The organism is Streptomyces sparsogenes subsp. cuspidosporus (genome assembly GCF_039532705.1).
Taxonomy (GTDB): Bacteria; Actinomycetota; Actinomycetes; order Streptomycetales; family Streptomycetaceae; genus Streptomyces; species Streptomyces sparsogenes.
Map to the genome: position 1 here is coordinate 56277 of NZ_BAAASD010000001.1, position 26952 is coordinate 83228.

A 26952-nucleotide genomic window follows, 5' to 3' on the forward strand; every position below is an offset into this window, starting at 1 on the left:
CATGTCCAACGAAGGACCCGCACATGTCGAACACAGTGACCGGCCACCACCGTGAGGTGCGACGGCCGAGGGACATCACCCGCACCCAATGGCTCGTTCTGCTGGGAACCACCATGGGCTGGGCCCTGGACGGCTTCTCCGGAAGCCTCTACGCCCTGGTCCTCGGCCCCGCCATGAGCGAGTTGCTCCCCCACAGCGGCATCCGGGCGGACGCGAGCGGCGTCGGGTTGTACGGGGGCCTGACGGTGGCCCTCTTCCTCGCCGGCTGGGCGGTCGGCGGTATCCTGTTCGGCGTACTCGCCGACTACTTCGGGCGGGTCAGGGTGCTGTCCGCAGGTGTGATCACCTACGCGGTGTTCACCGCGCTGGCGGCGTTCACCGACACCTGGTGGCAGCTGGGCGCGCTGCGGTTCGTCGCCGGCCTCGGCTCCGGTGTCGAGGCCCCGGTGGGCGCCGCACTGGTGGCCGAGGTGTGGCGCAACCGGTACCGGGCGCGCGCCTGCGGTGTGATGATGTCCGGCTACGCCGGCGGCTTCTTCGTCGCCGCGCTCGCGTACGAGTTCCTCGGCGGCCACGGCTGGCGCCTGATGCTGGGCCTCGCCGTCGCCCCCGCCTTCCTGGTCTGGTTCATCCGCCGGTACGTTCCCGAACCCCCGGAGATCAGGACCGTCATCGCGGCTCGCCAGGCCCGGAAGGCCCAGGGCCACACCGCCCCGGAGGACCGGTTCGTGCTGCGCCGGCTGCTCGCCCCGCCCTTCCTGAGCCGGACACTCGTCGCGACGACCCTGGCCACCGGCTCGCTGATCGCCTTCTGGAGCGTGTCGACCTGGTATCCCCAGATCATCCGCCACGCCGCCGCCGTCGACGGACTGCCGTCGCACACCGCCGACAGCCATGTGGCGGTCGCCTCCATGCTGTTCAACGCGGGCGGTGTCCTCGGCTACGCCTCGTGGGGGTTTCTTGCCGACGCGGTCGGGCGGCGCAAGGCGTTCGCCGTCAGCTTCGCCGTCTCCACCGCGGGAGTCGTCTACCTCTTCCCCTTCCAGCACGGCCATGCCGAGTTCCTGCTCGCCCTGCCGGTCGTCGGATTCGGCCTGTTCGGGGCGTTGTCCGGCACCTTCGTCTACGGCCCCGAGCTGTTCCCGGCCAGCGTGCGGGCCACCGGCCTGGCGCTGTCCAACAGCGTAGGCCGCCTGATCACCGCGTCGGGCCCGCTGGTGGCCGGGGTCATCGCCGTCTCCTGGTTCGACGGCGACCTCGGGCTGGCCACCACCTGCGTCGCGGCGGTCGGCCTGACAGCGGCCATCGGACTGGTCTTCGCCCCCGAGACCCGGGGAGCGGACCTCCCGTGCGACCCCCTCCCCGCCGGCCCGGACCAGGCGACCGCGCCGGCCGCATCGCACACCACCAAGGAGATACATTCATGAACGCCTACGACGGCGCCACCGCGGTGGTCGTCGGCGGATCGATCGGCGGGCTCACCACCGCCCTCCTCCTGCGTGACCTCGGCCTCTCGGTCGACGTCTTCGAGCGCACCCCCACCGCCCTGGACGGCCGCGGCAGCGGCATCGTGCTGCAGCCCGACACCCTGCGCTGGTTCACCGAGCGCAGCGAGCAGCACCCCCAGGACCTGAGCACCTCCACCGAATGGGTGCAGTACCTCGGCACCGACAACGACGTCGTCCACCGTGAGCGCACGACATGGAGCTACACCTCGTGGGGCACGTTCTACCGCGCCCTGCTCGCCGACTTCGGGACCGACCACTACCGCCTGGGCGAGTACGCCTGCGGGTTCGACCAGGACGAACAGCGCGCCACCGTCCGTTTCGTCAGCGGCCGCGAGGTGACCGCGGACCTGGTGGTCTTCGCCGACGGGATCACCTCGACGGCGCGGCAGCGCATCGACCCCGCCGCGGCCCTGACGTACTCCGGCTACATCGGATGGCGCGGAACCGTCCCGGAGAAGGACCTCACCGACGACACCCGCGAGCTGCTGCGGAACGCCATCACCTACACCGTCGTGCCGCACTCGCACATCACGCTCTACCCGATCCCCGGCGAGGGTGGCACCGGTCCGCGGGACCGGCTCATCAACTACGTCTGGTACCGGAACGTGCCCGAGGGCCCCGAGCTTTCCGAGATGCTCATCGACAAACGAGGCATCCCCGGCACCGTGTCCATCCATCCGTCGCAGGTCCAGGACCGGTACGTCGACGAGATGCGGCAGTCCGCGCGGCGGATGCTGTCCCCCGCGGCGGCCGAGGTGGTGGAGAAGACGGAGACCCCGTACGTCCAGGTCGTCTCGGACGTACGGGCCTCCCGGATGGCCGACGGACGCGTGGCCCTGATCGGGGACGCGGCCTGCGCGGCCCGGCCCCACGCGGCGGCCGGCACCGCCAAGGCGGCGGCCGACGCCTGGGCGCTGAGCGCCGCCCTCGAGGAGGCGGCGGGAGACATCGGCGCGGCCCTGCGCAAGTGGGAGCCGGCCCAGCTCGACATCAGCGCCCGACTGCTCGAGCGGGTCGTCGACATGGGCAGCCGCTCCCAGTTCTCCAACACCTGGACACCCGGCGACCCCAGCCTGCGGTTCGGCCTCTACGGCCCCGGGCGATGACACCGCCCCACGCGCCGGGCGCACCCCAGGACCCCATACCAACGACCGACGACAACGGAGGAACGATGACCGACAACGGCTTTCTCACGGACCTGCCCCTCGCGGGGGAACTCGTGGCCACCGGATTCGAGGGCTGGTCACCGGCGCTGCGGGAGGAGTTCGAGACCCACTCCCACGACGGCCGGGTCGGCTCCCGGCTGCTGAGCGAGACATCGCGGGTACGGGTCTGGGAGATCAGGCTCGCCCCCGGCGAGCGCTGGCACGCCCACCGCCATGTCCTCGACTACTTCTGGACCGCGGTGAACGCGGGACGCAGCCGCCAGCACACCCATGACGGCACCGTCCGGGAGGTCTCCTACTCCGCGGGCGAGACCCGGCACTTCACCTTCGGCCCGGGGGAATACCTCCTGCACGACATCGAGAACGTCGGCGACACCCACCTGGCGTTCACCACCGTCGAACACCTCGACAGCGCCAACCCGCCCCTGGACATCCACGGCGACACCGACGACCGACCGGAGCGCCAGGCGTGATCAGCACACCCCTCGCCGACGGCGTGATCGACGTCCACGCCCACTGGCTGCCCACCGAGCTGTTCCACCTCCCCCCGGGCGCACCGTACGGGCCGATGCGGGACCGTGAGGGCGCCCTCCACCTCGGCGACATCCCGCTGTCCATCCCCACTCGCGCCATGAGCGACATCGACGCGATCCTCACCGACATGCGTACCACGGGTGTCGGCGTGCGGGTCCTGTCCGCGCCACCGTTCGCGTTTCCGGTCGGAGGCGGCGACGGGGTGGGCGGGTACGTGGCGGCGTTCAACGAGGCCCTCGCCGCGGTGGTCGGCGACGCCGGCGGCAGGCTCGTGGGTCTTGGCATGGTCAGCCTCGACGAGCCCGCCGCGGCCCGCGCCGAGATGGAGCGGCTCGCCCGGACCGAGGGCATGGCCGGGATCGCGATACCGCCCCTGCTCACCGGCCGGTCCCTGGACCAGGGCCCCCTGCGGAGCATCCTGGCCGACGCCGAGGACCTCGGCCTGACCGTGCTCGTCCACCCCATGCAACTGCCCCGGCCGGAGTGGTCGGAACACTACCTCGCCAACCTCATCGGCAACCCCGTCGAGACCGCCACCGCCGTCGCGGCACTGCTCCTGGGGGGCGTCAAGGAGCAGCTGCCCCGGCTGAGGATCTGCTTCGTGCACGGCGGAGGATGCGCCCCGGGGCTGCTCGGCCGGTGGACCCACGGCTGGCACAGCCGGGCCGATGTGCGCCGCCGCTCGACCCGCCCGCCGGACCAGGTCTTCGGCGAGCTGTTCTTCGACACCGTGACCCACGATCCGCAGCTGCTCCGATCGCTGACCGCGCACGCGTCCAAGGACGGGGTCGTCTGCGGCAGCGACTACCCCTTCGACATGGCCCAGAGCGACCCGGTCCGCTTCGCCACCGAGCACGGGCCGGCCGCCGAAGCGCTCACCGCCAACGCGCGCGCCTTCCTCGGCCTGTGACCCCACCCCGCCGGTGCCGACCCCGGCCGCGCCCACCTCACCCGCTCATATCTCACCCGCTCATATCTCACCCGCTCATATCTCACCCGCTCATATCTCGACCGTACTGAGAAGGACCCCCGTGAAAGACACCTCACTGGTCGAGCGCCAGGCCCTGAGAAAGGCCGCCAGACGGCTCGCTCCCCTCGTTCTCCTGCTCTACACCGCGGGCTATCTGGACCGAGTCAACCTCGGGACGGCCGCGCTGACCATGAACTCGGACCTCGGCATCAGCGCCGCGGCTTTCGGCTTCGCCACCGGGATCTTCTCCGCGGGGTACATCGCCCTCCAGATCCCCAGCAACCTGGCACTCAACAAGCTCGGCCCGCGACGGTGGCTCGGCCTTCTGACCATCTCCTGGGGCGTGGTGGCCATGCTCACGAGCCTGGTCCAGGGCGAGAAGAGCCTCGTCGCGGTCCGGATCGCCCTGGGTGCCGTCGAGGCGGGGCTCCTGCCCGGCATGTTCATGTACCTGACGATCTGGTTCCCGCCGAGAATGCGGGGACGGATCACCGCCGTGGTGTGCCTGCCGTTCTACGCGATTCTCGGCACACCGCTGTCGGCCTCCATCATGCAGTACGCCGACGGCCTGGCCGGAGTGGCCGGATGGCGGTGGATGTTCCTTCTCGAGGGGGCGCCGACGATCGTCATCGGGCTGGTGCTGCTGCGGCTCCTGACCGATTCCCCCGCGAGCGCCACCTGGCTGTCGGACGAGGAGAAGGCGGCTCTGCTGCGGACCGCGGACCCGGCGACCGGGGACAAGCCGAGAGTGGGCCTACGCGACATCCTCGACCGTCTCCGCGACCTCCGCCTGGTCACCCTCTCGCTGGCCGTCGCTCTCCTGTGGGTCGGCTTCGCCGCCATCACCTCGTTCCTGCCCCTCATCGTCGCCGGCTTCGCCGAGCACACCCACATGAAGCTGAGCCTCGTGCAGACAGGTCTCCTGTCCGGCCTCGTCTACGTCCCCGCCACCTTCGTCGCTCTCGCCTGGGTCTCCAGCTCCGACCGGCGCGACGAGCGCGTCAAGCACGTGGCCTGCGGCGCGCTGCTGGCCGCCGCCGGCACCGTGCTCGCCGTCAACGCCTCGAATCTGTGGGTGACCCTGCTCGGCACGGTCCTGCTCACATCCGGGATCTACGCCGCGCTCTTCATCGTCTGGCAGATCCCGGTGGCGCACCTGAGGGGACCGGTCGCCATGTCGGTCGGTATCGCCATGACCACGATGCTCGGCAACATCGGCAGTTTCATGGCGCCCTACGTCGTGGGATGGCTGCGCGACAGCACCGGGAACTTCGACAGCGGCCTGTACTTCATCGCGGTGTCGCTCGTCGCCTGCGCGGTCGTCACCGTGGCCGGCAACCGGATACGGACGAGCCCGCCGCACCCCCACACGCCCGCCACCCCCGGCGGAGCCATCGAAGAAACCCTCACCCACTGACCCGGGACGGAACCTTGCTCAGCATCGACCACATCTCCCTCGGCTGCCGCAACATCTACGAGGGCACCGAACGACTCTGCGAGACCACCGGGTTCGGGCAGTACGAAGGCGGCTGGTTCCCCCACCTCGGCATCGCCAACCGCATCGTGCCGCTCGGGCCGGACCAGTACATCGAGGTGGAAAGCGTCATCGACGCCTACTCCCCGCACACCAACCCGAGCGCCCGGTGGTTCTACGACCAGATAGAAGGCGGCGACGTCTTCATCGGTTGGTGCCTGCGCGTCGACTCCCACGACGAACTCGCCCGGATGGCGGAACACTTCGGCACCGACATCATCGACAAGCCGCTGCGCAGGCGGACGGACGGTGTGCAGCGCAACGCGATACGCGTCCCCGAGACGATTCCCTGCTGGCGACAGGGGCTCCCCAACGTCTTCCTCATCGAGGACCTCGCCCAGCACCCGGCGGCCCAGCCGCGCTCCGGGGAGAAGAACTCCCCCCAGGGGATCACCTGGATGGAGGTCGGCGGCACCGCGAAGGACATGCGCGCCTGGCTCGGCGACGGCGCCGGCGACCTGCCCCTCAGGTACAACGGCGACCGCCCCGGCCTGTACGCCGTCGCGGTTGCCACGGACCAGGGCGAGGTGGTGATCCGCCGCACGGCTGTCACCCAGCCGGAGTAGCGCGTCGAGGGTGCGGCCTGCTGACACGGGGCCGCACCCTCAGGGCGATCGGGCGACACGGATCCGCTGATCCGCCCGACACCTCAGGGCCGCGGAATGTTCCGGAGGTTCGCCCAGGCCAGGTGGGCCATCCGGCCGACGCCTCCGGCCAGCACCGTCCGGCTCGCCGACAGCGCGAACCCGCTGATCTGGTCGGCGGTGATCTTCGGCGGGACGGCCAGCGCGGCGGGATCGGTGACGACGTCGACCAGCGCGGGACCCTCATGCGCGAAGGCCTCGCGCAGCGCATCGCGCACCTCGCCGGGCTTCTCCACCCGGATGCCGCGCGCGCCGGCCGCCGTGGCGATGGCCGCGTAATCGGACTGCGGATACGTGGTGCCGTACGGAGGCAGGCCGTCGACCATCATCTCCAGGTCGACCATGCCCAGCGACGAGTTGTTGAAGACGACCACCTTCACCGGGAGGCCGTACTGGACCAGGGTCAGGAAGTCCCCCATGAGCATGGAGAACCCTCCGTCGCCGGAGAGGGAGACGACCTGCCGGCCCCGGTCGAGGAACTGCGCGCCGATGGCCTGCGGCAGCGCGTTGGCCATCGAGCCGTGCACGAACGACCCGAGGATCCGACGGCGGCCGTTCGGCGTGAGATAACGCGCCGCCCACACACAGCACATCCCGGTGTCCACGGTGAAGACCGCGTCGTCGGCCGCCTCCTCGTCCAGCACCGACGCCACGTACTCGGGGTGGATCGGCGTGTGCTTGTCGACATTGTGCGTATAGGCGTTCACGGCACCCTTGAGCGCGTGGGCGTGCCGCTCCAGCATGCGGTCGAGGAAACGGCGCGAGGACTTCTCCCGCACCGCGGGGGTCAGACACCGCAGCGTCTCGCGAACGTCCCCCCACACGGCCAGGTCGAGCTGCGTGCGCCGCCCCAGCCGCTCCGGCTGCACATCCACCTGTACGGTCCGCACATGGCGCGGCAGGAAGTCCGTGTACGGGAAGTCGGTGCCCAGGAGCAGCAGCAGATCGCACTCGTGCATCGCCTCGTACGCGGCTCCGTAGCCGAGCAGACCCGACATGCCCACGTCGTAGGGGTTGTCGTACTGGATGTGCTCCTTGCCGCGCAGCGCGTGCCCGACCGGTGCCTTGACCTTCTCCGCGAAGGCCATCACCTCCGCATGGGCACCGGCGACACCCCGGCCGCAGAACACCATGACGCGTTCCGCGGAGTCCACCAGCTCCCTGAGGCGGGCGATCTCCGTGTCGCTCGGGCGGATGGCCGGGAGGTCCAGGGGCATGGCGAGCTCGGGTGCCGAGTCCGGGGAGTCCTCGGCGGCGGTGTCACCGGACAGTGCCACCACGGACACGCCGCGCCGCCCGACGGCGTGCTGGATCGCCGTCTGCACCACACGCGGCATCTGGCGGGGCGAGGAGATCAGCTCCGAGTAGTGGCTGCACTCGGCGAACAGCCGGTCCGGGTGGGTCTCCTGGAAGTAGCCGGTGCCGATCTCACCGCTGGGTATATGAGCGGCCAGCGCGAGCACCGGCGCCATCGACCGGTGGGCGTCGTACAGCCCGTTGATCAGATGCAGATTCCCCGGCCCGCACGACCCCGCGCACGCCGCCAGCCGCCCGGTGAGCTGCGCCTCCGCCCCGGCGGCGAACGCCGCGACCTCCTCATGGCGGACCTGCACCCACTCCACGGCGTCGTGCCGTCTGACCGCGTCGACGACGGGGTTGAGACTGTCCCCGACCACGCCGTACATACGGCGCACCCCGGCACGGGCGATCAGGTCGACGTACTGTTCCGCGATGGTTCGCTTGGCCATGGTGATGACGTTAGTGAGAGGGGAGAGCCGTGCTTGCCCGTCCGTGCACCGGATCGGTTCCGGCCGTGCACGGAGTCCAGCCGGATCTCCCGGCCCCGCCAGCGCCTCCTCAGCCACCGGTCGTGACTGGCCACGACGATCGCGCCCGGACCCGTCCCCAGGGCCTCCTCCAACTCGTCGCACAGCCGGGGCGAGAGGTGGTTGGTGGGCTCGTCGAGCAGCAGGAGCGCGGGTGGGCGCGCGACCAGCAGGGCCAGGGCGAGGCGGCGGCGCTGGCCGACCGAGAGGTGAGCGACCGGCTTGTCCAGGTCCGCCTCGTGCATCAGGCCCAGCGAGGGCAGCGGGACGGCCTCCGCCCGTTCGGGGCCGAGCGAGAGTTCGTAGGTGTCACGGACCGTACGCTCCGGCCGGTCGAACACGGTGTCCTGGGCCAGCAGCCCCACCGTCAGCCCGCGCCGCCGCCGGACCTCGCCCTGGGGGGCGATCCGTCCGGCGAGGACGGCCAGCAGCGTCGACTTGCCCGCCCCGTTGCCACCGGTGACGAGCAGCCGCTCCGTCGCCGACACGTCGAGGCGCCCGACGGCCAGGCGGCCCGGGATCCGTGCGTCGCGCAGCGACACCAGGGTGCCCTCCGCCGACTCCTTCGCGAGAGCGGTGTGTTGGAAGCGCAGGGGGCGCGGGGGCGCGCCGACCCGGGTGCGCTCCAACTCCTCCAGCCTGCGGGTGGCGTTGCGCACCCGGCGTGAGATCTGGTTCTGCACCCGGCCGGCGCGGTGACCGTACCCCATCTTCTCGTTGTCGCGGCGCTCCCGGCCCGGGGCGAGGACATGGGCGGTGACCTTGGCCGTGTGCCGCAGCGCCTCGAGTTCCTGCTGCTCCTCGGCGTAGCGGCGCTCCCAGCGTTGCCGCTCGGCGTCCTTCTCCGCCAGGTAGGCGCTGTAGTCGCCGCCGTAGCGGACCGGGCCGTCCACGGCCGGGTCGAGGTCGATCAGGTCGGTGCAGACGGCGTCGAGGAACGCCCGGTCGTGGCCGGCCAGCACCACGACGCCGGGCAGGCCGCGGACCTGCTCCTCCAGGAAGGCGGCGGCGCCGTCGTCGAGGTGGTTGGTGGGCTCGTCCAGCAGCAGCGCCGAGGGCCGCCGGACCAGCAGGGCGGCCAGCGCGAGCCGGCCGCGCTGCCCGCCGGAGAGGGAGCCGAGGGTGCGGTCGTGGGCGACCGCGCCGAGACCGAGCCCGTCGAGGACGAGCGCGGCCCGCCGGTCGGCGTCCCACGCCTCGCGTTCCTCGGCCCGCTCCAGCCGCTCGCCGTATGCCTCCAGCAGCGGCGCGTGGCCGGGGGAGTCCTGCGGGGTGCGGGCGAGCTCTTCGGCCAGGCGTTCCAGCTCGACGAGGTCCTCGCGCGACTCGCGCAGGGCGTCGTCCAGGACGTCGGCGATGGTGGCCTCGGTGTCGAACGGCATCTCCTGCTGGAGGAAGCCGAGGTCGGCCGGGCGGGTGACCCGTCCGGCGTCGGGCTCGTCCGCCCCGGCGAGCAGGCGCAGGAGCGTCGACTTGCCGGCGCCGTTCTCGCCGATCAGCCCGACGCGGTGGCCGGGGGAGGCGACGAGGGAGACGCCGTCGAGCACCCGCCTCCCGCCGAGGGTGCGGACGAGGTCATGGGCGAGCAGGGGTGATTGCGGCATGGATCCGTCCCGGGTGATCGGTGCTCGGCCCGCGGGGTGACTCACCTCGGCGCGGGCCCGGTCGACCAACGCCCCGTTACGGCTGAGGCGCCGCCGCCCCCGTGAGCCGGCCGTCGGCCAGCCGGAGCCACCGGTTGACGCCGATCTCCGCGAGGAACCGCTCGTCATGGCTGACCACCACGAAAGCCCCCCGGTAGGAGCCCAGGGCGCTCTCCAGCTGCCCCGCGCTCACCAGGTCCAGGTTGTTCGTCGGCTCGTCCAGGAGCAGCAGGTGGGGGGCCGGTTCGGCGCACAGCACACAGGCCAGGGTGGCCCGGAGCAGCTCGCCGCCGGAGAGGACCCCGACCGGCAGATGCGCCCGCGCGCCGCGGAAGAGGAAGCGGGCGAGCAGGTTCATCCGCTCGGCCTGCGGCCGCCGCGGGGCGAACGCGGCGAAGTTCTCCGCCACCGTACGGTCGCGGTCCAGCACGTCCAGCCGCTGCGAGAGGTAGGCGATCCGCCCGTCGGCGCGCTTGATCTCGCCGCTCTCCGTCGTCAGGTCGCCCTTGATCAGCCGCAGCAGAGTGCTCTTGCCCGCCCCGTTGGTCCCGGTGAGCGCGATGCGCTCGGGCCCCCGGATCGTCAGGTCGACGCCCTCGCCGGCGAACACGGTCCGCTCGCCGTGGCGCACCTGCATGGCCTCCCCGAGGAAGAGGGTCCGCCCGGCCGGCACATCGGTGTCCGGAAGGTCCAGGGTGATGCGCTGTTCGTCGCGCACCGCACGCCCCGCCTCGTCCAGCCGGGCCTTGGCCTCGCTGACCCGGGACGCGTGCATCTGCCCCGCCCGCCCCGCGGACTCCTGGGCCCCGCGCTTCATGTTGCCGGCGAAGATACGCGGCAGCCCGGCGCTCTTGAGGTTGCGGGCGGCGTTGCCGGCGCGGCGCTCGGCGCGTTCGCGGGCCTGCTGCATCTCCCGCTTCTCCCGCTTCAGCTCCTGCTCCGCGTTGCGCAGGTTCTTCTCAGCGACCTCCTGCTCGGCCCGTACCGCCTCCTCGTACTCGGTGAAGTTGCCGCCGTAGAAACGCACTTCGCCGCCACCGTCGAGTTCGGCGATGCGCTCCATGCGGTCGAGCAGGGCCCGGTCGTGGCTGACGAGCAGCAGGCAGCCGTTGAAGTCCTCCAGCACGTCGTAGAGCCTGTGGCGCGCGTCGAGGTCGAGGTTGTTGGTGGGCTCGTCGAGCAGCAGCACGTCGGGCCGCTTCAGCAACTGGGCCGCGAGTCCGAGGGAGACGACCTGGCCGCCGCTGAGCGTGGCGAGCCTCCGGTCCAGGGCGAGGTCGGTCAGGCCCAGGCGGTCGAGCTGGGCGCGGGTGCGTTCCTCGATGTCCCAGTCGTCGCCGATGGTGGTGAAGTGCTTCTCGTCGACGTCGCCGGACTCGACCGCGTCGATGGCCCGGATCACCTCGGCGACACCCAGCACCTCGGCCACCGTGAGTTCCCCGGTGAGGGGGAGGTCCTGGGGCAGATAGCCGAGGGTGCCGAGCACCGAGACGGACCCGGCGACGGGCCGCAGCTCGCCGGCGATCAGCTTGAGCAGGGTGCTCTTGCCGGTGCCGTTCGGAGCGACCAGCCCCGTACGGCCGGCGCCCACGGTCAGCGACAGGTCCTGGAACACCGGTGTGTCATCGGGCCAGGCGAAAGAGATGTTCGAGCAGACAACGGCAGCATCGGACATGGCGACCTCGTGCGATGAGAGAGGGGGAGGAAAGAGACCTCTACCCCGGGCAGACGGAAAAAGGGAACGACGGCGGGGCCACCTCGGCAGTGCTCTCCGCACCGGCCGGTGGCCGCTCACACCCGGGTATCACCCGGAGATGTCGTCGTCACCCACCATGTCAACCGCTCCTCGGTACACGATCACGTCCACCCCAGCCTAGCAGGCACAGGGTCGGCGGCCGGCCCCTCGCCCTCATCGGTGCCGAGCCGCGTACGAGCGTGCCCGGCTCCCGAACCATGGTCGAACTATTACCGGCCCTTGCCCGAACGGGCGGTTATCATACCCGCCGACTGAGCCTCCACCCGCGACTGATGGGCCGACCAGCCCAGTTGTCCGGAGGTGTCAGGAGGTGCGCAGATGAGATTCGGCTTACTCGGTCCGCTGACCGTCCACGACGGCGCGGCCGTCCGTCCCATCGGCAGCCCGAAAGGCCGGGCGCTGCTGGGCGCGCTTCTGCTGCGCCCCAATCGCGCGGTGCCGCTCGACACCCTGGAGGCCGTGCTGTGGGGCGAGTCCCCGCCCGCCACCGCGAGCGCCTCGCTGCACAACCATGTGGCCCGGCTGCGGCGCGTCCTCGCCGAGGACGGCGAGCCGCGGCTGCGCGCGGTACCGGGCGGCTATCTGCTGACCGTCGGGGCGGGGGAGCTGGACAGCGAGCTGTTCACGGAGCGGCTGGACCGCGCCCGCGCCGGCCGGCTGCGGCAGGACTGGGCGGCGGTCGGCAAGGAGACCGCACAGGCCCTGGAGCTGTGGCGCGGTGCGCCGCTGGCCAACCTGCCGGACCCGGCCCTCAGCCACCCGGAGGTGCGGCCGCAGATCCAGCAGCTCCAGGAGGCCCGGCTGCAGGCGCTGGAGTGGCGCTTCGACGCGGAGCTGCGGCTGGGCCGCCACGGCGGGCTGGCCCCCGAGCTGGCCCGGCTGGCCGAGGAGCATCCGCTGAGCGAGGTGTTCCATCGTCAGCTGATGCTCGTCCTGCACCGCACCGACCGGCAGGCCGAGGCGCTCGCCGTCTTCCGCAGGCTGCGGCGCACGCTGATCGACGAGCTCGGCATCGAGCCCGGACCAGCCGTACAGCAGACCCACCAGGAGATCCTGACGGCCCGACAGGTCTCGCTGTCCGTGCCCCACCCCGCCACCGCCCCATCCGCCACCGCCCCATCCGACACCGCCACCGGCACACCCCTCGCGCCGCCCCGTACTCCCCGCGGACCCCGCCCCCGCCCGGCCCAGCTCCCCGCCGACACCGTGGACTTCGCCGGCCGGGAGGCCGAACTCGAGCGGCTGAGCGCCATGCTCCGCCCGGACCCGGAGACGCCGGTGCCCCGCGTCGTGGTGGTCTCCGGCATGGCCGGCGTCGGGAAGACCGCCCTGGCCGTGCACGTGGCGCACCGGCTGCGCGACCAGTTCCCCGACGGCCAGCTCCACGCGGACCTGCGCGGCTTCGGCGCCGGTGACGCGCGCAGCCCCCACGACCTGCTCGCCCGGTTCCTCACGGACCTGGGGATGCGGGAGAAGGCGCTCCCCGAGCACCCCGACGACCGCGCGGCCCGGTTCCGTTCGGCCCTGGACGGCCGGCGCCTGCTGGTGCTGCTGGACAACGCCCGGGACGCGGCGCAGCTGACCCCGCTGCTGCCCGGCAGCGGCGGGTGCGCGGTCCTGATCACCAGTCGCCACACCCTGGCCGATCTGCCGGGCGCCGGACGGCTGCGTCTGGAGCCCCTGGACGCGGAGGGACAGCGGCTGCTGCTGACCTCGCTCTGCGGCTCCCGGCGGGCGCGGGACGAGCCGGAGGCCGTGGCGAGGATTCTCGACGCCTGCGGCGGGCTGCCGCTCGCGCTGCGCCTGGCCGGCGCCCAGCTGGCCAACCGGCCCGGCTGGCCGCTGGCCGCGCTGGCCCGGCGCCTGGACTCCAGCCGGGGGCGGCTGCGGGCGCTGTCCGCGGGCGGGGTCGCCGTCCAGGACGCCTTCGCCATGAGCTACGTCGCGCTGCGGGACAGTCCGCTGCCGGCGGAGGCCGAGCGGGCGCGCGGCTTCAGGATGCTCGGGCTGTGGTCGGGCCACACGCTGGCCGCCGAGTCGGCCGCCGCGCTGCTGGGCCGGCCGGTGGAGGAGGCGCACGACCTGCTGGAGGCGCTGGTCGACGCCCACCTGCTGCAGACCCCGTCGCCCGGCCAGTACACCTTCCACGACCTGCTCGGTGAGTACGCGCTGGAACGGGCCGCCGCGGAGGAGTCGCGGGAGACCCGGGTGGCGGCCCGGCTGAGGCTGCTGGTCTGGTACACCGCCGCGGTGGCCGAGGCGGACGCCGTCCTGACCCCGCAATCCCACCCGCTGCCGCCGCCGCAGGCCGGGACCGGGGCCGGGACCGAGGCTGTGGCCCCGCCGCCGCCCGCCTTCGCCGGCGCCGAGCAGGCGCTGCGGTGGTGCGTACGGGAGCTGCCCGCGCTCTCCGAGGCGATCCGGCTGGCGGCCCGGTACGCGCGCCCCGACCTGGCCTGGCGGATGGCCGCGGGGCTGTTCGGCTACGCGCAGCGCTTCTGGTGGACCAGGGAGTGGGAGCGCTGCATGCGGCTCGCGCTGCGCTGCGCGGAGGAACACCACGATCTGGTCGGCCAGGGGTGGCTGCACAGCCGCACCGGTACGGCCCATGGCTCGGCCCACCGCCTGGAGCTGTGCCTGGACCATCTGCACCTGGCCCTGACCTGCTTCGAGAAGGCGGACGACGTGACGGGACAGGCCTCGTCGTACGCCGGGCTCGCGGAGGCCCACCGCAGGCTGGGGCGGCTGGGCGAGACGCTGTCCTGCGGGGAGCGGGCCGTGGAGCTCTACCGGCGGGCGGGGGACACGCGGAGCGTCGCCACGGTCCTGAGCAGCATGGGCGACGCGCTGATGGAGGCCGGTGAGCCGGCGGGGGCCGAGCAGCGCTACCGGGAGGCCCTGGAACTGTGGCGGGCTCACGATGTCCTCGACGGCATGGCCACCGCCCTGACCCGCATCGGGGACGCCCTGCGGGCGCTGAACCGCCCCGCGGAGGCCTTCCGGACGCTGGAGGAGGCGCTGCGGATCCGGCTGCGCCTCGGGGAGCGCGGCGGCACGGCCGAGACCCTGGAGACCATCGCGCTCACCCACTCCCACTTCGGTGACCAGCTCGCCGCCCGGGAGCACTGGGAGCGTTCGCTGACGATGGGGCGCAAGCTGCGGCTGCCGGCCCGGGCCGCCGGCGCGGCGCGGCCGGGCCTGTGAAGAGCGCCCCGGACCCGGGCCCCTTACCCGGACGCCCCGGGTCAGGACCCGGGCCCTGACCCGCACGCGCCGGCCTGGGCCCGGGGCCCCGACCCGGACGCGCCGGCCCGCACCCGGCGCGGCGGGTCAGGCGGCGGCACGCTCGCCCCCGGTGCGCAGCCGCAGCAGCACCACTCCGTACATCCGGTCCGCCGGGCACAGGCCCCACTGCTTGGAGTCCTCCGAGCGGGGATGGTCGCCGCGCAGCACCAGCATGCCGGGCGGCACCCGCCCGGACCGGTCGGGTGCGGCCCCCGCCACCCAGGCCGGCACCGGATCCCCGGCCGCCGCGACCACGCGCTTGACGTACCACCCGGCGGCTCCGGAGAGATCCGCGGGCCCGCGCCACCCGGTGGCGCGGTCGGGCCGCTGCACGACCACGATCCGTCCGGGCCGGGCCCGGCGGCGGTGGCGCAGCACCAGCAGCACATCGCCGGGCAGCAGCGCCGGGGTCATGCTGCCGCCCCGCACGGTGACGGTGGACAGCAGCAGCCGGGCCGCCGCCGCGGAGCCGACGACCAGCGCCGCGGCCGCGGCCCAGCCCAGGGCCGGGCTCACCCGGCGCCCACCGCGGTCGGCACCGGGCCGGTCCCTCCCGGCCCCGGCCCGGTGGCACCCGCCGACGGGTCCGGGTCCTCGCGGTAGCCCTCCGCCTGGGTGTGGAAGAGCCGGGCGTAGACGCCGTCGGGGGAGGCGGTGAGGGAGGCGTGGTCGCCGCTCTCCAGGATCCGGCCGTCCTGCACGACGACGATCCGGTCGGCCCGGCGGACGGCGCTGAGCCGGTGGGAGACCAGGACGCTGGTGGAGCCCGCCCGCAGCTCCCGCAGCCGGTCGTGGACCGCCCGCTCGGCGACCGCGTCCAGTCCGGAGCTGGGCTCGTCCAGGATCATCAGATCGCGGCCCTGACGCATCAGCCCGCGGGCCAGCGCCAGGCGCTGCCACTGCCCGCCGGAGAGGTGGACACCACTGGTGCGCGCCGCCTCCTCCCCGTCCTCCTCCTCGTCCTCCTCCTCGTCCCCCGCGTGGAACAGCCTGCTCAGCATGGTCCGGTAGCCGGCCGGCAGCCGCTCGACGGTCTCGTGGACCCCCGCGCTCTCCGCGGCGGCCCGGACCCGGTCCATGTCGTCGATCGCCTCGAGGTCACCCAGCCCGATGTTCTCGGCGGCGGTGAGGTCGTAGTCCATGTAGTCCTGGAACACCGCCCCGATGCGCCGCCGCAGCTCCGCCACGGGTACGTCGCGGATGTCCACGCCGTCCCACAGCACCGAGCCGCGCTGCGGGTCGTAGAACCGGCAGAGCAGCTTGACCAGCGTGCTCTTGCCGGCGCCGTTGAGCCCCACCACGGCCACGCTGCTGCCGTGCGGAATGGTCAGGTTCAGACCGCGCAGGATCCACGGGGAGTTCTCGTCGTAGCGGAACCACACGTCGCGCAGCTCGATGGCATGGGCCAGCGGGGCGAGCTCCCGGTCCGGCGAGGGCCCGACCAGGTCGTCCCGGACCCCGGCCACCGTCAGATAGTGGTGGAAGACCAGCGCGGACTGATGTCCCAGGGCGATGCCCTGCACCAGGACGCCGAGCCCGGACTGGAGCCCGGCCAGGGAGGCGATGAAGACCGACACATCGCCGATGCTGATCGTCCCCGCGGCGGCCGCGCGCACGGCCCACAGCAGCCCCCCGGCCGACAGCAGCGCCCCGAGGGCGGCCAGCGAGACCTGGACCCGCACCACGCCGCGCTCCAGCCGGTCCTCGGCGGTGTTGGACGCGCGCAGTTCGGTGAGCATCCGGCCGTGCAGGAAGTCCCCGAGCCCGAACAGCCGGACCTCCTTGGCGGCCTGGAGGTCCGTCAGCAGCATCTGGTAGAAGAGCTTGCGCCGCATGCCGGGGCTGGTCCGCCACACCAGCCCGGCGCGCCGCCGGCTCAGCGCCAGATGGGCCACCATCGCGGGCACGGCGGCCACCAGCGCCGCGCCCGCCATCACCGGGCTGATCGCCAGCAGGGTGCCCAGGAACCCGGCGATGCCCAGGGTCCCCTGCAGCGTGGACAGGCCCATCTGGACCAGCTGGTCCGGGGCGTGCTCGGCGGACTGCTGCGCCAGCCGCAACCGGTCGTGGAAGCGCGGCTCCTCCAGGCGCGCCAGCCCGCTCAGCCGGTTGACCGCGGCGAACAGCCGGTCCTGGGCGTGCAGGCCGATGGCGCGCCGGGCGCGTCCCTGCGCGTAGGCGGTGACGGCCGAGGTGGCGGCCATCGCGATGCCCAGGGCGCCGATGCCCGCCGCCATCCACACCAGCGACCCGGGGCGGGGGTCGGGGGCGGCGAGCTCGTCGAGCGCGACCTTGGTCAGCCAGGCGATGGCCACCGGCGCCGTGCCGCCGATCACCGCCATCGCGGCCTGGAGGAGCAGCATGCCGGGGCAGGCCCGCCAGGCCAGCGCGTAGGCCGCCTTCATCCCACGGACGACGGACACGTCGTCCGCCAGGTCTTCCCTGCCGGGCTCCCTGCCGGGCTCCGTGTCGGGCTCCGTACGGCGCGGGTCGGCGCTCACGGCACCGACGGCTGGGCGGGCTCGCCCAGCCCCTCCAGGCCGATGCTGGTGGCGGTGGCGACCCCGTCGGGGCCGTAGTGGGCGAATCCCGGATAGAAGCGGGCCCCGAAGACGGCGCTCACGGGCGCGTCGAGAAACTCCGGCACCACGTAGTCCGCGACGCCCACGAGGCGGGCGGCCAGTTCGCTGTCGGCCGCGTCGATGCCGACCACCGTGGCCAGCACCTTGCCGCCCGCGTCGCGTACCCGGCGGGCGCGCTCGCCGAGCTCGGGGACGCTGTCGTCGCAGCTCGAACACTCCAGCGACAGGAAGGCGATCAGCGCGGGCCGGCCGGCCAGATCGTCGCGGGTGACCGGCACGCCGTCGGCGGTGACCGCCGTGAAGGCGGGCATCCGGTCTCCGGGCGCGATGCCCAGGTCCAGCTCCCCGTCGACGGCGGCGGGGCCGTGGTGCGCGGCCGGCGGAGCGCTCACGCGCGCACGCCAGCGACGGGTCACGGCCACGGTCAGCGCGAGGTTGACCGCGGTGAGAGCCGCGACCAGAACGAGTCCTGCGACGAGGTATTCCACGGGTGTCCTTTCCTGCCGCGGCGCCGTCTCACCGGCCGAGGTCCCCGGCCGGAACCGGGGACTGGAAGAGCGCTGCGATGTCATCGACGAAGACGATCAGAGTGGTGAGCACCCCGGCCGCGACCACGGCCAGCGCGATTCCCGGCGCGTGGGCGGGCACGCCGTCGCCGAGGCGCAGCGCCACCAGGGTGCCCAGGCCGGCCGTTGCCAGCAGCACCGAGTTGCGGGCGATGTGCCAGCCGCCCATGGGCGTCTCACTGGCGCCGAAGCAGGCACAGGTCACCTTCTTCCCCCGGGCCAGCACGAGGACCGGGACGGCCGTCAGGCCGCAGCAGAACAGCGTGGCGATGGCGAATCCGGCGGTGACGGTGGCCGGCACGGCCAGCACCAGCGCGATCAGCAGTTCCGCGGCCGGCACCAGCACGGCGAGGGGGGACCTCAGCCGGGCGGGGATGAAGTCGAAACCTTCGAGGGAGGCGGCGAAGACGCCTGGGGAGCGCAGCTTGGACACCGCCGCCAGGGCCATCACCGCCACCAGGGTGAGGCGGCAGGCAAGCGATACGTACAACACGGGGGCTCCTGGGAGGGGTTGCGCGAAGACGACGAGCGGCTTCGGCGTGCCGACGTGGCCGCCCCGACGGGACGGCCACGCGGCGGATCAACCGGTGTTACGTGGCGCGGTCAGTGCTCGGAGCACATCAGCGCATCAGCAGTAGTTGTTGCTCATGCTGTACCAGGTGCCGCAGACCACCTTGCAGGCGCCGGTGGTCGAACAGTTGCGGCAGAAGCAGACCCCGTTGATGTACTTGCACTCGGTGTACGGGTCCGGCGGGCAGCCGGCGTCGGCGGTGGCCTTGGGAAGCAGCACCTCGACGGCGCGGGTGACACGCTCGGTCACGCTTTTGAACATGGCTTCTCCTTGGGGTTGGTGTGATCGGTTTCCGCGCACGGGCGGGCCGCCGCCACAAAAGGGTGTCGAACACGGCGGCCGCGCCGGCGCGGGGCTTGTGGGGGTGGGCCCTGGGGGCGCTAGGAGGCGACCGGCACGGCCCGCAGGGCGGCGACGCCCGTGCCCGCCGTGGTCACCGCGCCGTCGGGCCCGTACCAGGCGTAGCTCGGGTACTGCCGCGCCCCGTACCGCTCCGACAGCTCGGCCTCGGAGTCCTCGGCGATCACGATGTCCATCACATCGCCGAGCATCGCGGCCAGCTCGCTGCCGGCGGAGTCGTCTCCATGGACGATCGCCAAGGAGGTCCCTCCGTCGGCCCGCAGCCGCTCGGCGTGCCCGGCGAACAGGGGCACCGCCTCGACGCAGGCCTTGCAGGTGAGCGAGAAGAAGCCGACCAGGGTCTCCTTGCCGAGCAGGGTGCGCTCGGTCACCGCGGTGCCGTCGAGCGCACGGGCGGAGAAACGCGGGAGGCGGTCGCCCGGCCGGATACTGGAGATGGCTCCGGTCGTGGGGAAGCCATGGCTGTGCCCGCCGGCGCCCACCGTCTCGAGCTCCCGCCACCGGCGGAGCACCACCAGGAGGATCACCAGGTTCAGCGCGCTGACGACGCCGACCAGGACCAGCCCCACCACAGCGAAAATCACGACATGCGTCCTCTCCCTGGAACCTGCGGTCACCAGCGCGCCGCGGCCGCTCGCCGATGACCTTGGCGAAGGGCGCTAACCGGCCCCTAACAGGTCTCTAACAGCCCGCCAACACCCGCCATCGCCCGCCGGCACCTGCCAACACCCGCCGGCACCGTCGCCCGGGCCGTTGTCGTAGATCTCGTGGAAGACGCAACGGTGACCGTCCTCCAGGTGGCGGACGACGTTCGGAGGAGCGGCAGTCGGCGGCGCCGACGGTGTGCCGGCGATCCCCGGGCGCCGGAATCGCGTGACCTCAGTGCGACGTGATCGTCGCACTGTGTCACTGATAGGGTTCGTCGTCATGTCCACCCCACAGAACCCAGGTTGGAACACGGGGCAGGGCCCTGGTCAGGTGCCACCTGCCGGATACGGTCCTCCCGCGAGCCATGCACCCCAGCCGCCCACCGCCTACCAGCCGTATCCCTCATACGGCCCCGGCCCAGGATATTTTCCCGAGCCGGCCGCCATGCCGACCACCATGCCGGGGACCGTCCGGGCGGCGCAGGTGTTGTTCTTCGTGATGACAGGGCTCGTCGCTCTCGGCGTCATGGTCGCGGCTCTCGCCGGCGATCCCGAACTGGCCGGTGGGCTGCTCGGGGTGAATTTCCCCGTGATCGGTGGCGTCATATGCGCTTTCTGCTTCGGCAAGAGCGGAAACGGCGCGAAGGTCACCGCGATCGTCTTCGCCTCCCTGATGATCGCCGCGGGACTCGGTGCGCTGGGTCAGCGGCAACCGGCCGGCCTGTTCGAGTTCGCGATGGGTATCGCCATCGTGGTGCTGCTGTCGCAGCGGCAGTCCGGCCAGTGGTTCCGCCGAGAGCCCCGCTTCTGACGCGACCGAACCACCCGCGCCACCACGCCGGCCCGGGCACCGCACGGCGTTGCGGTGCCCGGCCCGCTAGGACGTGGTGGTCGTAGGCCGCTGAACCTCCAGGACGACCGCCGTGCCTGCCACGGAGCGGTCCTCGTGCATGGTGATCACTTGGCCGGGCTGAAGGCGCTGCCACTGCGAGGGATCAAGAGGCGCAAGCCGTACCGAGGCCCGCCCACCGGGCTCCAGAAAGGGCGCGCACTCCACCCAGAGCTGGGCGATGTTGAGGGCCGGTCCGCCGGTCGGGGTTCGGTTTCCGATGTTCCACATCGGTCGCAGGACGCCGACGGCGGAGATGGGTGTCCGCCGCCGCGTCTCGTTGACCGGGCGGAGGGTGAGATCGGCCCGGATGACGCCGTTGCGAGTCTCGTGGCATCGCCAATAACACCAGGCCGCGCTCTTCTCCATCCGCATCTGTTCGGCCGCGGTGGCCAGGGTTTCCCAGAAGACGAGCGGAAGCGGTCGGACGTCACCGAGCTCTTCCAGCAGCCCCAGAGCCACTTCCCACTCGTCCCGGACGAGGTACTCCCAGACATCGTTCACCGTGATGTCGTTCTCGGTGGCGATCTCCTCAGGAACCACCAGGGAAGCGGCTTCCAGCAGCTTGGGAACGTCCATGCCCCGATTCTGGACCACGGCCTCCTGCGCCGTCCTGCTCGGTGCCGGCGGGAACCTCAGTCCCAGTGGCCCGCGGCGGCGGCCTCCGCGACGAAGGTCTCGAACGTCCTGGGTGCCCGGCCGAGGGCCCCGTTCCACGCCGTCGGAGAGCGCGCGCCCCCGGAGCCGTCGCCGATGGCCACCAGGAGTCCGGTGAGGAGTCTGGCGACGTCGGGCGCGCCCCCGGCGGCGACCTGGCGCTCGACGAAGACCTGCGGGTCGACGTCGACATGACGGACCGTACGGCCGGTGGCCTCGGCGATCAGGCCGGCCGCTTCACCGAAGCCGATCGCCCGTGGGCAGGTCAGGTCGTAGACCCGGCCGCTGTGACGGGTCAGCCCTGCGTGTCGGCGGGTTGTGGGTCCTGCGAGGCGGCTGTCGATGATCCGTCGGGGAGTTGTCGGTGGCCGCTGGAACGGTGGGGGACACAAGCCGCTCTCCCGGGAGCGTCCGTGACCGACTCGTCCCTCAGACACCAGGAGCCCACCCCCATGTCGTCCGCGTCCTCCACCCCGCCCTGGGATGTCCACCGACTGCCGCGGGCCGAAGGCAGCGTCTTCCTGATCACCGGCGGCAACGCGGGCATCGGGTACTTCGTCGCGGAGCAGCTTTCCACGACCGGAGCCACCGTGGTGCTGGGCAGCCGCGACCCGGCGAAGGCCGAAGCCGCCCTGGCCTCGATCCGCTCGCGAGTCCCGGACGCCCACGTACGTGCCGTACGACTGGACCTCGCCGACCTGCGGTCGCTCGGCACAGCGGCGGAATCGCTGGCGGTGGAACGGCTCGACGCCGTGGTCCACAACGCCGGCGTGGCGCTCGACGACCCGCCACGGCGCGAGACCCCGGACGGCCATGAGCTGATGTTCGGCACCAACCACCTCGGCCACTTCGCGCTGACCGCCCGGCTGATGCCGCTGCTGTCGGCCGCACCCGCGGCCCGCATCGTGACCGTGGGCAGCTTCGCGGCGAAATCCGAACGCCTGGACCTCGACGACCTCCAGTCCCGCCGGGACTACCGTGCCAAGCGCACCTACGGACGGTCCAAGCTCGCCCAGATGTACTTCGGGCTGGAACTCGACCGCCGCCTGCGTGCCCTCGGCAGTGCGACGGCAAGCGTGGTGGTCCACCCCGGCGGCGCACTGGACTCCCTCACCCCGTCACGCCCACCGGTCCACGTGCGCACCACCACCGCGCGGCTGCGCGCCGCACCCGCCGCCCTCCTCGTCCAGGGCAAGCACGCCGGCGCGTGGCCCGCGGTCCGGGCGGTGCTCGACCCGGCCGTGCGCGGAGGCCAGCTGTGGGGACCGCGCCTCTTCGGCCTGCGCGGCACCCCTCGACGCGAAGCGGTATGGAGCCACCTCACCGACACCGCGGCAGCGGCGCGCCTGTGGGACGCCAGCCGCGACCTGACCGGAGTCGACCCCGGCGACCTGCGGGGGTAGGCCGGCGAACAAGCCCGGATCGTGCTCATCTCGCGATCTTCACCGCAGGCGGCACGGTGACGGTGCACAGTCGCTTGGTGGCCCGGGTGAGGGCGACGTACAGGTCGCGCTCGCCCCCGGGGCGGGCGGCGGTGATCCCGGCCGGGTCGACCACGACGGCGGCGTCGAACTCCAGGCCGCGCGCCTGGGAGGCCGGCACCAGCCGGGCATGCCGCTCGATCCCCGCAGCCGCGAGCTGCTCCGTCCTGCCGTCGGCGCAGATCACCCCGATCAACTCGCCGGGGTACGCGGCGGCCTGCGCTCGCAGCTCCCGTACGAGGGTGGTGACGAGCGGTTCAGGGGCCGCGGCGAGGGTTCGGGGCACCTCGCCGCGCCGGATCGAACGGATCGGCGGCCGCCCCGGGGCGATCCGGGCGAGCAAGTCCTCGGTGGCGGCCAGGATCTCCTGCGTGGTCCGGTAGCTGACGGTCAGGGTGCGCAGGTCGAAGCGTCGTCCGAGGTGCGGGCCGAGTGCCTCCGTCCAGTCCTGGGCCACCGTCGCCGGGCCCGCCTGGGCGAAGTCTCCGACCAGTGTCATCGACCTGCCCGGGCAACGGCGCACGATCATCCGCCACTGCATGCCGGTGAGCTCTTGGGCCTCGTCGACGACGACGTGTCCGAAGGCGTGCTCAGGCGGGCCGTCGACCAGGCTCGCCGCCTCGTCGAGAAGCGGCACATCGGCGTCCGTCCAGGGCGCGCCGGGCGCTCGCCACAGCAGGGCCCGCTGGTCGTCGGTGAACTGCCGCAGGTACGCCGCCGGCGCGTCGCCGTCCGTCAGCAGGGCCTGGACCACGTCGCCGGGGGTGAGCCGCGGCCACAGGTCCTCGACGGCCTGATCGAGCGAGGCATCGTCCAGGAGTTCGGCACGCACGGCGTCGGCGTCGAATACGTCGGCACCTGTGGCGGGGGCCTCGTCAACACCGAGGCGGCGCAGGTCCGCCGCCGCGACCCGGTCGAGGTCGAGGCCGGTCAGTTGCGCGACCTGAGCGTCGATGCGTTCAAGCGTCTCGGCGCCACTGCGGGCAAGCTCACGGACGAGGGCGTCGACCAGCAGTTCCTTGAACAGCCGACGCGCCCGGTTGTGCGCGAGGCCACTGGTCCGAGCCGACTCCCGCGCCTGTGCGACATCGCTGTCCGGCAGACGGATCCACTCCTGCCCGACCCGGACCTCGAAGTCGCCCGCCGGGGCCTGCCGTGAGCGGACCACGGCGGCCAGGGCGTCGGCCAGTGCGGCACTCCCCTTCAGACGCGCCACCTCGACGGGGTCCGAGGCGCCCGGTGCGACATCGGCCAGTTCCTCGCACGTCGCCAGGACGACGTCGTTCTCGCCGAGCGAGGGCAGGACCTGAGAGATGTAGTCGAGGAACCGCGCGTTCGGCCCCAGGACGAGCACGCCGCGCTCGGCTGCCTTGGGGAACGCGTACAGCACATACGCGGCGCGGTGCAGCGCCACCACCGTCTTTCCGGTGCCCGGGCCGCCCTGCACCACCGTCACCCCCCGGTGCGGCGACCGGACGATCGCGTCCTGCTCGGCCTGAAGCGTGGCGACCGCCGCGCCCATCCGCCCCGTGCGCCTCTCCTGGAGCGCCGCCGTCAACGGGCCGTCGCCGAGGACGTCCTGTCCGGTGGGCGCGGAGCCGTCGAGCAGCTCATCGCTCACCCCCACCACCGTGCGGCCCGCCAGCCGCAGATGGCGGCGCCGCCGCAGCCTCATGGGATGAACCGGCGTCGCCTCATAGAAGGGCCGCGCGGCCTCGGCCCGCCAGTCCACCAACACCGGCAGCTCGTCCGAATCCCTGTGCAGCCCCAACCGCCCGATCCGCAGGACGGTACCGTCCGCCAGATCGATCCGGCCGAAGACCAACCCGTCCTCGGCCCCCTCCAGCCGACGGACCTCCCTCGCCAGCCGCCCGGCCGCCACCTCTCTCTCGTACGCCTCGCCCGCCCCGTCGGGCGGCGACGCGAGCACGCCCGCCAACTGCTCCCGCGCCCCGGCCAGCCGCTCGTCGAACAGCTCGCCTATGACGGAAACCTGAACTCGCTCAAGCTCCACCTCGCGCGCGGCGACATCGTTGATCTGAGACAAGGAAAGGCCCTCTCGGCTCACCCGCCAATATGTCGAGGCGCCACTATGCAGATCGATTCCGGAAAAGTAAATATTGACCGGACCAGGTGGAATGTGTCCTCTGGCTCGGCGCCGCGCCCGAGTGCGGTGCGATCGGCGAGCGCCCCGCAAGGGACGACTCGCCGAATGGCCCGACTGGTCAGTCGAACTGTGCTGCCGGTGACGTTTGACGCTGATTCAGAGCATCAGCAGCAGCCGCGTGTGCGGCACCAGCTTCCGGTTCACACTGGTGCTCTGCACAAAGATCGTGAAGTCGTCGTTGTGATCCGGCTTGACGCGGACTTCCGCGTCCGGCAGACCGAGCAGGGCCCGGGCCTCCGGCCCCGTGTACACCCGGTCCGTCTTCTTCTCCAGCACCGCTATCTGCTTCCGCGCCTGGATCTTCTCCGACTTGCTCAGCTGGTAGAACGCACAACCGGTGCGGAAAGTGTGCCCGCATTCGATGACCCAGTCCCGGATCGCCGCCTCGCGAGCCACCGGAATCAGCTGGTACTTCGACGGCTCCACCGGGGCGAGACCGGCGGCCTTGATGGTGTCCTTGTTGACCGCCTCCGCACCCGTGGAGAACACCGCCCGCGATCCCCGGATGCCCCGGGCGCGGCCCACCATGAAATTCTCGGTGGCCTGCTGGATGACCTGCCCGGCCTCCTCCAGACCCTGCGTGCTCGTGGCGTCCCAGATGGCGATGTTGTCCTTCGGGAAACCGCACTGCATGGCCTCGCGCTTGCCCATCTGGTCCGGCACGAGCACGGCCAGCGTCCAGTTGTCCTCCTGAGTCACCATCAACTCCGCCACGGCTCGCACGAGTTCGCGCTGATTACTGGCGGGGGCGTCCGGGCAGCGATGGCTCGCGTTCTCCTGGCCGTCGGTCAGTACGAAGGTCAGGAAGCTGTGGTCGCCGTACAACTGGGCCGTCTGTGCCAGCTCCTTCTGCGACTTCAGTGTGGCCGCCAGCAGAGCCGTCATTCCACCGACCCGGTACAACTGCTTCAGGGACGGCATCCGCAGCACGTCCTTGTCGTAGATGACGCACTCCACCGTGTCCGCGAAGACGTACACCGTGACGCGGGTTTCCTGGTCCAGTTCCTTCGATCGGCGAGCCAGATATGCAATCTGCTGGTCGGCGACTTCCACGACCTTACGGCTCAGGTGCGACATGGACGAACTGGCATCCAGTACGAGAGCAACGTGATTGATGTAGTTCTGGCTTCCGGACATGACGCCCTCCCTCTTCCCACTCGATGCTCCGAGCTTCTCACCCACCACTGACAATCGGTCTTGGGTTGCCGGCCGGATGCAGAGCGGACGGGGTCTACCGAGGTTTGTTCGCGAACACCCACCGGTTGCCCGCCAGCGCGTCGTTGTCCTCGGGCAGCGGGCCGCGTCCGAGGCGGCGGGTGAAGTCGAAGGGGGTGTGGACCGACGTGGACCAGCCCTTGTCCGCCAGATCAGCCGCGGAGTCGGGGCGTGGCTCGCCGACGAAGAGGTCGAGCAGGTCGATGCCGATCTGGTGTTTCGTCGAGGTGTAGAGCGGGCTGTCGCGGTATGCGCGCAGGTCCTTCTCCAGCTTGACCTCGTACGCCAGGGCGCTTCTCGCCGTGCTCAACCGGTCGATCGTGTCGATGAGGCATGTCTCGGCGGCGCTGGGCAGGTAGAACAGCAGCCCCTCGGCCAGCCAGACGCTCGGCGCGGCCGGGTCGAAGCCGGAGTCGGTCAGCGCTCCGGCCCAGTCGGCGCGCAGATCCCTCGGGATCGGCACGCGCGCCGCCTTCGGGGCGGCCGACAGTCCGCCGAGCACCTTGTGCTTGAACGCCAGCACGCCTTCCCTGTCGATCTCGAAGATCACGCAGCCGGAAGGCCAGTCGAGGCGGAACGCCCGCGTATCCAGCCCCGCCCCGAGCAGGACCACCTGGCGGGCGCCCCCCGCGCGCACCGACCGGAGCAGAAAGTCGTCGAGAACCCTCGTCCGCAGACCGAAGTAGCGCGCGAATCGCCCCCACAGCGGGTTGGCGTCTCCGTCCGCGACCTGTTGGATGCGGACCGGCCAGCCCGCGGAGGCCGGCGCGGCGAGCACGAAGTGTTCCGCGTAGATGTCCTGGGCCAGGCTGTCATGGCGGTGGGTCTCGATCGCCCGTGCCGCGGCGACGAGGAGAGCGGTCCGGCCGACACCCCCTTCCACGCCTTCCACCCCGGTGTTCCGATGCGTTGTGCCGGCCATGTGTCCTCCCTTGGCGCGAGCGGAGACGA

Annotated in this window: 23 protein-coding genes; 9 read left to right on the top strand and 14 right to left on the bottom strand. The window is 72.1% G+C overall.

What is annotated here, in order from left to right:
• Positions 1-23 precede the first annotated feature (23 nt).
• The 6 genes from ABFY07_RS00190 (at position 24) to ABFY07_RS00215 (ending at position 6278) form a co-directional block, all read left to right on the top strand.
• On the top strand, positions 24-1427 hold the full coding sequence (locus ABFY07_RS00190; protein WP_346172426.1) for an MFS transporter: 1404 nt from the start codon (positions 24-26) through the stop codon (positions 1425-1427).
• Positions 1424-2614: an FAD binding domain-containing protein gene (locus tag ABFY07_RS00195; RefSeq protein WP_346172427.1), complete on the top strand. Its 1191-nt coding sequence runs from the start codon at positions 1424-1426 to the stop codon at positions 2612-2614. The genes ABFY07_RS00190 and ABFY07_RS00195 overlap by 4 nt, the downstream gene beginning before the upstream one ends.
• 65 nt (positions 2615-2679) lie before the next feature.
• Entirely contained in the window at positions 2680-3147 is a 468-nt protein-coding gene (locus ABFY07_RS00200) for a cupin domain-containing protein (protein ID WP_346172428.1), read from the top strand.
• Positions 3144-4118 carry an amidohydrolase family protein gene (locus tag ABFY07_RS00205; protein ID WP_346172429.1) on the top strand — a complete coding sequence of 325 codons (975 nt, stop codon included), beginning with the start codon at positions 3144-3146 and terminating at the stop codon, positions 4116-4118. Before ABFY07_RS00200 ends, ABFY07_RS00205 begins: the two co-directional genes overlap by 4 nt.
• A gap of 121 nt (positions 4119-4239) precedes the next feature.
• Positions 4240-5595: an MFS transporter gene (locus tag ABFY07_RS00210; RefSeq protein ID WP_346172430.1), complete on the top strand. Its 1356-nt coding sequence runs from the start codon at positions 4240-4242 to the stop codon at positions 5593-5595.
• A gap of 14 nt (positions 5596-5609) precedes the next feature.
• Positions 5610-6278, top strand: a complete 669-nt coding sequence (locus tag ABFY07_RS00215) for a VOC family protein (RefSeq protein ID WP_346172431.1) — start codon at positions 5610-5612, stop codon at positions 6276-6278.
• Between the two features lie 83 nt (positions 6279-6361).
• Here the strand turns inward: ABFY07_RS00215 and ABFY07_RS00220 are convergent, their stop codons facing one another.
• The 3 genes from ABFY07_RS00220 to abc-f all read right to left on the bottom strand — a co-directional run bounded on the left by ABFY07_RS00220 (position 6362) and on the right by abc-f (position 11500).
• Complete coding sequence (locus ABFY07_RS00220; RefSeq protein ID WP_076971767.1) at positions 6362-8104, bottom strand: pyruvate dehydrogenase; 1743 nt, start codon at positions 8102-8104, stop codon at positions 6362-6364.
• The gene (locus tag ABFY07_RS00225) at positions 8065-9786 is read right to left on the bottom strand and encodes an ABC-F family ATP-binding cassette domain-containing protein (RefSeq protein WP_346172432.1); all 1722 of its coding nucleotides are present in this window, start codon (positions 9784-9786) and stop codon (positions 8065-8067) included. The genes ABFY07_RS00220 and ABFY07_RS00225 overlap by 40 nt, the downstream gene beginning before the upstream one ends.
• 76 nt (positions 9787-9862) lie before the next feature.
• A complete protein-coding gene (abc-f, locus tag ABFY07_RS00230) occupies positions 9863-11500 on the bottom strand; it encodes a ribosomal protection-like ABC-F family protein (RefSeq protein ID WP_346172433.1) in 1638 nt (545 codons plus the stop codon).
• Between the two features lie 399 nt (positions 11501-11899).
• Between abc-f and ABFY07_RS00235 the strand changes: the two genes are divergently transcribed.
• The gene (locus ABFY07_RS00235) at positions 11900-14785 is read left to right on the top strand and encodes an AfsR/SARP family transcriptional regulator (RefSeq protein ID WP_346172434.1); all 2886 of its coding nucleotides are present in this window, start codon (positions 11900-11902) and stop codon (positions 14783-14785) included.
• Between the two features lie 126 nt (positions 14786-14911).
• On the opposite strand, the gene ABFY07_RS00240 is transcribed toward ABFY07_RS00235, so the two are convergent.
• The 6 genes from ABFY07_RS00240 to ABFY07_RS00265 all read right to left on the bottom strand — a co-directional run bounded on the left by ABFY07_RS00240 (position 14912) and on the right by ABFY07_RS00265 (position 19529).
• Positions 14912-15382, bottom strand: a complete 471-nt coding sequence (locus ABFY07_RS00240; RefSeq protein ID WP_346172435.1) for a S26 family signal peptidase — start codon at positions 15380-15382, stop codon at positions 14912-14914.
• Entirely contained in the window at positions 15379-17367 is a 1989-nt protein-coding gene (locus ABFY07_RS00245) for an ABC transporter ATP-binding protein (RefSeq protein ID WP_346172436.1), read from the bottom strand. Before ABFY07_RS00245 ends, ABFY07_RS00240 begins: the two co-directional genes overlap by 4 nt.
• The gene (locus tag ABFY07_RS00250; protein ID WP_346172437.1) at positions 17364-17936 is read right to left on the bottom strand and encodes a TlpA family protein disulfide reductase; all 573 of its coding nucleotides are present in this window, start codon (positions 17934-17936) and stop codon (positions 17364-17366) included. Before ABFY07_RS00250 ends, ABFY07_RS00245 begins: the two co-directional genes overlap by 4 nt.
• A gap of 28 nt (positions 17937-17964) precedes the next feature.
• Positions 17965-18507, bottom strand: coding sequence for a MauE/DoxX family redox-associated membrane protein (locus ABFY07_RS00255; RefSeq protein WP_346172438.1), 543 nt, complete (start codon positions 18505-18507; stop codon positions 17965-17967).
• Positions 18508-18642: 135 nt separating this feature from the next.
• Positions 18643-18846 carry a hypothetical protein gene (locus ABFY07_RS00260; protein WP_076971765.1) on the bottom strand — a complete coding sequence of 68 codons (204 nt, stop codon included), beginning with the start codon at positions 18844-18846 and terminating at the stop codon, positions 18643-18645.
• Positions 18847-18965: 119 nt separating this feature from the next.
• Positions 18966-19529 carry a redoxin domain-containing protein gene (locus ABFY07_RS00265; protein ID WP_076971764.1) on the bottom strand — a complete coding sequence of 188 codons (564 nt, stop codon included), beginning with the start codon at positions 19527-19529 and terminating at the stop codon, positions 18966-18968.
• Between the two features lie 508 nt (positions 19530-20037).
• Here ABFY07_RS00265 and ABFY07_RS00270 point away from each other — a divergent pair.
• Entirely contained in the window at positions 20038-20403 is a 366-nt protein-coding gene (locus ABFY07_RS00270) for a hypothetical protein (protein ID WP_346172439.1), read from the top strand.
• 66 nt (positions 20404-20469) lie between these two features.
• On the opposite strand, the gene ABFY07_RS00275 is transcribed toward ABFY07_RS00270, so the two are convergent.
• Together ABFY07_RS00275 and ABFY07_RS00280 are read right to left on the bottom strand one after the other, a co-directional pair.
• Positions 20470-21060, bottom strand: a complete 591-nt coding sequence (locus tag ABFY07_RS00275) for a hypothetical protein (protein WP_346172440.1) — start codon at positions 21058-21060, stop codon at positions 20470-20472.
• A gap of 56 nt (positions 21061-21116) precedes the next feature.
• Positions 21117-21530 (bottom strand): Rossmann-fold NAD(P)-binding domain-containing protein, encoded by a 414-nt coding sequence (locus ABFY07_RS00280; RefSeq protein WP_346172441.1) that lies wholly within the window; start codon positions 21528-21530, stop codon positions 21117-21119.
• A 60-nt stretch (positions 21531-21590) separates the two neighbouring features.
• Here ABFY07_RS00280 and ABFY07_RS00285 point away from each other — a divergent pair, with 60 nt between their 5' ends.
• Positions 21591-22541, top strand: coding sequence for an SDR family NAD(P)-dependent oxidoreductase (locus ABFY07_RS00285; protein WP_346172841.1), 951 nt, complete (start codon positions 21591-21593; stop codon positions 22539-22541).
• A gap of 25 nt (positions 22542-22566) precedes the next feature.
• On the opposite strand, the gene ABFY07_RS00290 is transcribed toward ABFY07_RS00285, so the two are convergent.
• The 3 genes from ABFY07_RS00290 to ABFY07_RS00300 form a co-directional block, all read right to left on the bottom strand.
• Positions 22567-24666 (bottom strand): HelD family protein, encoded by a 2100-nt coding sequence (locus ABFY07_RS00290; RefSeq protein ID WP_346172442.1) that lies wholly within the window; start codon positions 24664-24666, stop codon positions 22567-22569.
• Between the two features lie 216 nt (positions 24667-24882).
• Positions 24883-25923 carry a vWA domain-containing protein gene (locus tag ABFY07_RS00295; RefSeq protein ID WP_346172443.1) on the bottom strand — a complete coding sequence of 347 codons (1041 nt, stop codon included), beginning with the start codon at positions 25921-25923 and terminating at the stop codon, positions 24883-24885.
• 94 nt (positions 25924-26017) lie between these two features.
• The gene (locus tag ABFY07_RS00300; protein ID WP_346172444.1) at positions 26018-26923 is read right to left on the bottom strand and encodes a class I SAM-dependent methyltransferase; all 906 of its coding nucleotides are present in this window, start codon (positions 26921-26923) and stop codon (positions 26018-26020) included.
• Positions 26924-26952: the final 29 nt, after the last annotated feature.

Bases quoted from the DNA above. Each gene is read 5' to 3' on its own strand.
- ABFY07_RS00190 (WP_346172426.1), top strand. From the start codon at position 24: ATGTCGAACACAGTGACCGGCCACCACCGTGAGGTGCGACGGCCGAGG.
- ABFY07_RS00195 (WP_346172427.1), top strand. From the start codon at position 1,424: ATGAACGCCTACGACGGCGCCACCGCGGTGGTCGTCGGCGGATCGATC.
- ABFY07_RS00200 (WP_346172428.1), top strand. From the start codon at position 2,680: ATGACCGACAACGGCTTTCTCACGGACCTGCCCCTCGCGGGGGAACTC.
- ABFY07_RS00220 (WP_076971767.1), bottom strand. From the start codon at position 8,104: ATGGCCAAGCGAACCATCGCGGAACAGTACGTCGACCTGATCGCCCGT.
- ABFY07_RS00225 (WP_346172432.1), bottom strand. From the start codon at position 9,786: ATGCCGCAATCACCCCTGCTCGCCCATGACCTCGTCCGCACCCTCGGC.
- abc-f (WP_346172433.1), bottom strand. From the start codon at position 11,500: ATGTCCGATGCTGCCGTTGTCTGCTCGAACATCTCTTTCGCCTGGCCC.
- ABFY07_RS00235 (WP_346172434.1), top strand. From the start codon at position 11,900: ATGAGATTCGGCTTACTCGGTCCGCTGACCGTCCACGACGGCGCGGCC.
- ABFY07_RS00260 (WP_076971765.1), bottom strand. From the start codon at position 18,846: ATGTTCAAAAGCGTGACCGAGCGTGTCACCCGCGCCGTCGAGGTGCTG.
- ABFY07_RS00270 (WP_346172439.1), top strand. From the start codon at position 20,038: ATGCCGACCACCATGCCGGGGACCGTCCGGGCGGCGCAGGTGTTGTTC.
- ABFY07_RS00275 (WP_346172440.1), bottom strand. From the start codon at position 21,060: ATGGACGTTCCCAAGCTGCTGGAAGCCGCTTCCCTGGTGGTTCCTGAG.
- ABFY07_RS00285 (WP_346172841.1), top strand. From the start codon at position 21,591: ATGTCGTCCGCGTCCTCCACCCCGCCCTGGGATGTCCACCGACTGCCG.
- ABFY07_RS00295 (WP_346172443.1), bottom strand. From the start codon at position 25,923: ATGTCCGGAAGCCAGAACTACATCAATCACGTTGCTCTCGTACTGGAT.
- ABFY07_RS00300 (WP_346172444.1), bottom strand. From the start codon at position 26,923: ATGGCCGGCACAACGCATCGGAACACCGGGGTGGAAGGCGTGGAAGGG.